Raw genomic sequence first — 6,601 nt, 5'->3', positions numbered from 1 at the left:
ACAACTTCGTCCGTGACGGCGGGGTGCCGTTCGGCGACGTGCGTCAGGTCGGCAGTGGCTGGAGCAACTACAGCCAGATCGTCTGACACCTGCACCTGGTGCGCCCGGCCTTCCGGCCGGGCGCACCGGTGTGTCCGTCGCGGGGCGATGAGCGCTGGGCGTGGCGACCGATGAGGTGGGCGGCGGTTCAGCCGTCGGCGAGGAGGCGGTCGCGCACCTCGCGGCGGAGGATCTTGCCGATCTGGGAGCGGGGCAGGTCCTCGACCACCACCACCCGGCGGGGCACCTTGTAGCCGGCCAGGTGGGCCCGGCACGCGGTGCGGATCGCCTCCGGCGTACCGGCCACGGCGACGGCGAGCACCACGGCCGCGACCACCTCCTCGCCGTCGGCGGTGGGCACGCCCACGGCGGCGGCCTCGACCACGCCGGGGGTGCGGCGCAACGCCTCCTCCACCTCGGACGGGTAGACGTTGAAGCCGCCGGTGATGATCAGCTCCTTGATCCGGTCGACCACCGTCACGAAGCCGTCGGCGTCCATGGTGACGATGTCGCCGGTGCGCAACCAGCCGTCGGGCAGCAGCACCCGCGCGGTCTCGTCCGGCCGGTTCCAGTAGCCGGAGAACACCTGCGGGCCGCGGACCAGCAGCTCACCGGCCTCGCCGACGGGCCGGTCGCGGGTCGGCTCCTCCGGGTCGACGATGCGGACCTCGGTGGACGGGAACGGCACCCCGACCGTGCCGGGGCGGCGGGTCGGCGCGACCGGGTTGCCCAGCGTGATCGGGGACGTCTCGGTCATCCCGTAGCCCTCGACCAGCAGCCCGCCGGTCACCTGCTCCCACAGGTCCACGGTGGTCGGCGGCAGCGCCATCGCGCCGGAGATGGCGTACCGGATCGAGGTGAGGTCCGCGCCGCGCTCGCGGGCGGCGGTGGCCAGCCGCGCGTAGACCGGCGGGACCGCCGGCAGGAATGTCGGCGGGCGGCGGCGGGCGGCGTCGAGCACCTGGTCGGCGTCGAAGCGCGGGAACAGCACGAGCGTCGCCCCGATGCCCACCGCGAAGGTGAGGCAGAGCGTCAGGCCGTAGGCGTGGAACAGCGGCAGCACCGCGTACACCGTCTCCGCGCCGTCGCGCAGGCCGGGCACCCAGGCCCGGCCCTGCGCGGCGTTGGCCCGCAGGTTGCGGTGGGTCAGCACGGCGCCCTTGGGCACGCCCGTGGTGCCGCCGGTGTACTGCAGCAGCGCGACGTCGTGCACGTCGGGGCCGGGGTGCGCGGCCGGCAGCGGGCCGGCGGCGGCGACCAGGTCGGACCAGCGCAGCGCGTCGGGCGCGGGCCCGGTCATGGCGGCGCGGGCGGCGCGCACCTTCGGCAGCGGCAGCCGCAGCGCCCACCGCTTGAGCCGGGGCAGCGCCGCGGTGAGGTCGACCGCCACCACGGTACGCACGGCGCCGCGCCCGGCCACCAGCGGCGCTATCCGGTCCCACACGACTGCCACCTCGGCGCCGTGGTCGACGAACTGCCGCTCCAACTCGTCGGCGGTGTAGAGCGGGTTGTGCTCGACCACCACCGCGCCGAGGCGCAGTACGGCATAGAAGGCGACCACGTGCTGGGGGCAGTTCGGCAGGACCAGCGCCACCCGGTCGCCGGGTGAGACGCCGAGCCGGCGCAGCGCCTCGGCGGCGCGGGTCACCTGGTCGGCCAGCTCGGTGAAGGTGGTGGTGGCGCCGTAGAAGTCGAGCGCCACCCGGGGCCCGAACCGGGCCGCCGCGTCGGTGAGCAGGTCGACGAGCGAGCCGTCCGGCTCGGTGATCTCGGCCGGCACCCCGGGTGCGTAGCTGCGGGTCCAGGGGTGGGTCGCGACCATCGCCGTCTCTCCTCGCTGCGCGGATGACGGCCTCAGCCTAACGTGACCGGCGGGTAACCTACGCCTCCGTAGGTTGCCGGGTTTGTCACATCAGCGGTGTGTCGCCGAATATCGGTGCGCCACCCGCCGGGTCTTCACGATCGCGAAGACGACGACCGCTGCCAGCGCGACCACGCCGATGATGATCAGCCAGCGGACCGCCTCCAGCAGCAGCCCGAGCAGGATGAGCACGCCGGCGACCACGCCGACCACCCAGAGCAACGCGCGCATGTCGTGCCTCCCGTCTCCTGCGGTGGCCGCGCGCTTTCCCGCTCCGCCGGCGGCCATGCCCGCCGGCGGGCGCCTAGCGCCGCGCCACGTAGACAGTGTTCGCCGCCTCCCGGCCCTGCAACGGGTTGGGGAACCGGACGACGTGCGCCACCGAGGTCGGGAACACCTCGGTCAGCGTGCGCTGGAACGCCGGGTCCGGCGGGTCGTTCGACCAGAGCGCGAACACGCCCTCCGGGTGCAGCAGCGCGGCGAGCCGGCGCAGCCCGTCGACCGTGTAGAACGGCGCGTGGCTCGGGTGCAGCACGTGGCGGGGGGAGTGGTCCACGTCGAGAAGCACCGCGTGGAACCGCCGCCCGGGCTCGTCGGGGTCGAGGCCGCCGTCGGCGACCGCGGCGAAGAAGTCCGCCCGGACGAACCGGGTACGCGGATCCGCGGCCAGGCCGGCGGCGAACGGCAGCAGGTCCCGCCGGTGCCAGTCGATCACGTCCTCGATCGCCTCGACCACCACCAGCGACCGCACCCGGTCGTCCTCCAGCGCGGTGCGCGCGGTGTAGCTGAGCCCGAGGCCGCCCACCACCACGTCCAGCGTCCCGCCGGTGAGCGGGGCCAGCCCGAGCCGGGCCAGCTCGATCTCCGCGACCGGGAAGGCGCTGGACATGAGGAACTCGTCGTCGAGCTTGACCTCGTAGACGTCGGCGGCCAGCGCCGGGTCGTGGCGCCGGCGCAGGCTGATCTCCCCGATCGGGGTCTCCCGCCAGGCCAACTCCTCGAAACGCACGCCCACCCGGTGTCCTCTCCGCCGATCCGTCACCGGATGCTACCGGCCGGCCCGGCGCCCGGCCCGGCGAACGCCCCGGCCGGCCGCTCAGTCGGCGGGGCGGGTGGCCACCACCACGGTGTCCAGGGCGTCGACCGTGCCGCCGTCGCTGGTCTGCACCGGCCGGCGGGCCGTCTCGGCGCGCCGGATGCGCAGCCCGGCCAGGCCGTCGACCACCGCCTCCGGGGTGAGCAGCACCGCCGCGTCCTGCGGGCCGCCGGTGCCGCCGGAGAGGTTCGCCAGGTCGTGCCCGACCACCACGAGCGTGCCGCCGGGGCGCAGCGCCGACTTCGCCGCGGCGAGCACCCCGGCGAGGCTCGCGGCGGGCAGGTGCAGATAACTGATGAGGACCAGGTCGTAGCTGCCCGGAACCGGCCGGTAGGCGGTCACGTCGGCGACCCGCCAGTCGACGGTGACGCCCCGCGCGGCGGCCAGCTCCCGCCCCCGCTCGACGGCCACGGTCGAGAAGTCGACCGCGTTGACCCGCCAGCCCTGACCGGCCAACCAGACGGCGTTGCGCCCCTCGCCGGCGGCGATGTCCAACGCCGATCCGGGAGTCAGGCCGGCGACCGACTCGACCACGAACCGGTTGGGCTCAGCGCTCCACACCAGTCCGGATGCGTTGGCGTACCTGTCGTCCCAGTCGCTGCTGTCCACTGTGTCCCCTCCTTCGGCGGCCCCACACCGCCACCGTGACCGTACCGGCTACGGCGAGAATGGCCAGCGCGAGTCCCGCGACCGGCGGCAATTGCCGGGCCAGGACGAACACCCCCATCACCACGACGAACCAGCCGAACGCCTTGCGCAGCACCTCCTCCGGGACGCGGCCGGCGAGCCGGCCGCCGAGCAGGCTGCCGACGATCGCGGCGGCGGTGACCGCGCCGGCGAGTCGCCAGTCGATCTGCACGCTCGACAGGTAGCCGGCCAGGCCGGCGAAGGACTTCATCGCGATGACGACGAGTGACGTGCCGACCGCGACCGGCATCGGCAGCCCGCCGAGCAGGGCCAGGGCGGGCACGACCAGGAAGCCGCCGCCCGCGCCGACCAGACCGGTGACCAGGCCGACGACCACGCCGTCGAGGATCACCCGGGGCACCGGCAGCTCGTGCGGCGTCGGGCGACCCTCGGCGGGGCGCCGGCCGCGGATCATCGCGGCCGCGGTGGCGAGCATCATCAGGGCGAACGCGGTGAGCAGGACGCTCGCCGGGACGAACGCGGCCAGCCGGCCCCCGGCGTACGCGCCGGTCATGCCGGCCAGACCGAAGATCAGCCCGGTGCGCCAGCGCACCCGGTGGGCGCGGGCGTGCGGCAGTACGCCGACGGCGCTGGTGGCGCCGACGACGAGCAGCGAGGTGGCGATGGCCTCCTTGGCGGGCAGGCCGGCGACGTAGACCAGCAGCGGCACGGCGAGGATGGATCCGCCGCCGCCGAGCAGGCCCAGGCTCACGCCGATGAGCACCGCGCCGGCCACGGTCAGCGCCAGCGTGGTCACGACCGACGTCCGGAGTCGCGAAGCTGGCTGACGATCGTGTCCAGGTCGCAGCTCGCGCCCCGGTTGTAGGGCAGCTTGCCGAGCAGCATGCCCATGGCGCAGGTGTTCGAGACCGCCGCGAAGGTGAGGCCGGCGCCGATGAAGCCGGCCACCCACCGAAGGCCCGGTACCCACACCGAGCCGACCACGGCGGCCAGCACGATCGAGCCGGCGACGAGGCGGACCTGGCGCTCCAGGTCCCAGCGCGGCCGACCCCGGTTGACCGGGGCGTCCGTGGCCTGCCACGCGAGCATGCCGCCGTCGAGGACCGTGAGGTTGGGCAGGCCGACGGTGGCGAGCGCCTGCTCGGCCTGGGTGGCCCGGGCGCCGGAGCGGCAGATCAGCACGACGTCCTCGTCGAGGTGGTTGCGTAGCTCCTCGCGGTGCTCCTTGAGGAGGTCCAGCGGCACGTTGTAGGCGCCGGCAACGTGCGCGGCCTCGAACTCGCCGGGGGTGCGGACGTCCAGCATCCGGGGGGCGCGACCGGCGGCGATCAGCTCCCGCAGGGTGGCCGCGTCGACGGTCGAGGGGCTCGTGGTGGTCATGCTTTCTCCTTCTGGGCAGGGGGCGTCGCCGGCCGGCGCGGTGGGCGCGCCGGCCGGGTGGGGAACGGGGAGATCAGGCGGGCGGCGCCATCCGGACGCCTGCGGCTCCGGCCCGGCCGAACATGTCGTCGATCAGCACGACGTCGCGGCCGGCGTTGGCCAGCAGGGACGCGGCGGCGGTGGCCCGGTAGCCGGAACCGCAGTGCACCCAGACCGTTCCGGCGGGCACGTCGGCGAGCCGGCTGGGCAGGTCGGGCAGCGGGACGTGCACCGCACCGTCGATGTGCCCGGCGGTCCACTCGTTGGTCATCCGCACGTCGAGGACCACCTGCGGGGCGGGCAGCCCGGCCGGGGGGTCGCCGGCCTGCGCGGCGGCCAGCGCGTCGAAGTCGGCCACGGTCAGCTCGCGCACCTCCGACCGCGCGGTGGCCCACTGCTCGGGCGCGCCGGTGGCCTGGGCGGCCGGCCGGTCGATGCCGATGCGGACCAGTTCCCGCTGGGCGTCCGCGACCTGGTCCGGGGTCTCGGCCAGGAGCGTGATCGGCGCGCCCCAGTCGATCAGCCAGCCCAGCCAGGTCGACATCGGCCCGTCCAGGCCGAGGCCGACGGTGCCGGCGAGGTGCGAGGCCGCGTACGCCTTGCGGTGTCGCAGGTCGACCACCCACTCGCCGGCGGCGACGCGGCGGCGCAGCTCGTCGGCGTCGGCGCGGGCCACCGGGGTGAGGTCGACCGGCGCCGGGCCGGCGGCGTTGGCCACGCCCATGTGGGCGTAGTAGGCCGGGTAGGCGTCCAGGCCGGCCAGCGTCTCGGTGACGAACGGGTCGGCGGCGAGCCGCAGCACCGGGTTGGCCTCCCGTTCCCGGCCGATGGTCGACTCGGGGGCGTCGGCCTGGCTGGCCGAGCAGAAGCTGCCGAAGCCGTGCGTGGGCCAGACCTGCGCGCCGTCGGGCAGCAGGTCGGCCAGCCTGCGGGCGGAGGCGTGCTGGTGGTGGGCCAGCTCGTGGGCGTGCCGCCGGCCCAGCAGGTCGGTGCGGCCGGTGGTGCCGAAGAGCAGCGAGCCGCCGGTGAACACGCCGAGCGGCGTCCAGCCGCCGTCGCTCGCCTCGTCCAGCACGTACGACAGGTGGTGGAACGTGTGCCCGGGCGTGCCGACGACCCGCAGTCGCAGGTCGTCCGAGACCGGCACGACGTCGCCGTCGGCCACCGGCATCCGGTCGAAGCCGACCCGGTCGGCGGCGGCCACCAGGTAGTGCGCGCCGGTGATCCGGGCCAGTTCGAGGCCGCCGGAGACGTAGTCGTTGTGGAGGTGGGTCTCCACCACGTGGGTGATCCGCACCCCCTTCGCCCCGGCCAGGTGCAGGACGCGGTCGATGTCGCGTTGCGGGTCGACCGCGATCGCCACCCGGCCGTCGGAGGCCAGGTAGCTGCGGTCACCGAGCGAGGACGTGGCGATGACGGACACCTCGACGGTCACGTGACGTTCTCCTCTCATCGTCGCATACCCCCGGGGGTATGCAGGTGGCAGGTTCCGGCCCGGGTCTCCGGGCACGGGGTTACCCGCCCGGGACGCGATCACG

Annotated in this window: 7 protein-coding genes; all 7 read right to left on the bottom strand. The window is 74.9% G+C overall.

Features of this window, described 5'->3' with window-relative positions:
- Positions 1-187 precede the first annotated feature (187 nt).
- The 7 genes from ACIA5A_RS20840 to ACIA5A_RS20810 all read right to left on the bottom strand — a co-directional run bounded on the left by ACIA5A_RS20840 (position 188) and on the right by ACIA5A_RS20810 (position 6,498).
- On the bottom strand, positions 188-1,897 hold the full coding sequence (locus ACIA5A_RS20840; RefSeq protein WP_396764906.1) for a long-chain-fatty-acid--CoA ligase: 1,710 nt from the start codon (positions 1,895-1,897) through the stop codon (positions 188-190).
- Positions 1,898-1,951: 54 nt separating this feature from the next.
- The gene (locus ACIA5A_RS20835) at positions 1,952-2,131 is read right to left on the bottom strand and encodes a hypothetical protein (RefSeq protein ID WP_396764671.1); all 180 of its coding nucleotides are present in this window, start codon (positions 2,129-2,131) and stop codon (positions 1,952-1,954) included.
- 73 nt (positions 2,132-2,204) lie between these two features.
- A complete protein-coding gene (locus ACIA5A_RS20830) occupies positions 2,205-2,915 on the bottom strand; it encodes a spermidine synthase (protein ID WP_396764668.1) in 711 nt (236 codons plus the stop codon).
- A gap of 81 nt (positions 2,916-2,996) precedes the next feature.
- Entirely contained in the window at positions 2,997-3,605 is a 609-nt protein-coding gene (locus ACIA5A_RS20825; RefSeq protein WP_396764666.1) for a class I SAM-dependent methyltransferase, read from the bottom strand.
- Positions 3,544-4,440 (bottom strand): sulfite exporter TauE/SafE family protein, encoded by an 897-nt coding sequence (locus tag ACIA5A_RS20820; protein ID WP_396764664.1) that lies wholly within the window; start codon positions 4,438-4,440, stop codon positions 3,544-3,546. The genes ACIA5A_RS20825 and ACIA5A_RS20820 overlap by 62 nt, the downstream gene beginning before the upstream one ends.
- On the bottom strand, positions 4,437-5,024 hold the full coding sequence (locus tag ACIA5A_RS20815) for a rhodanese-like domain-containing protein (protein WP_396764661.1): 588 nt from the start codon (positions 5,022-5,024) through the stop codon (positions 4,437-4,439). Before ACIA5A_RS20815 ends, ACIA5A_RS20820 begins: the two co-directional genes overlap by 4 nt.
- Positions 5,025-5,097: 73 nt before the next feature.
- Positions 5,098-6,498 (bottom strand): rhodanese-like domain-containing protein, encoded by a 1,401-nt coding sequence (locus ACIA5A_RS20810; protein ID WP_396764658.1) that lies wholly within the window; start codon positions 6,496-6,498, stop codon positions 5,098-5,100.
- Positions 6,499-6,601: the final 103 nt, after the last annotated feature.

The organism is Micromonospora sp. NPDC051300, assembly GCF_044455315.1.
Classification (GTDB): Bacteria; Actinomycetota; Actinomycetes; order Mycobacteriales; family Micromonosporaceae; genus Micromonospora; species Micromonospora robiginosa.
This window is presented reverse-complemented; position numbering and strand designations above follow the sequence as displayed.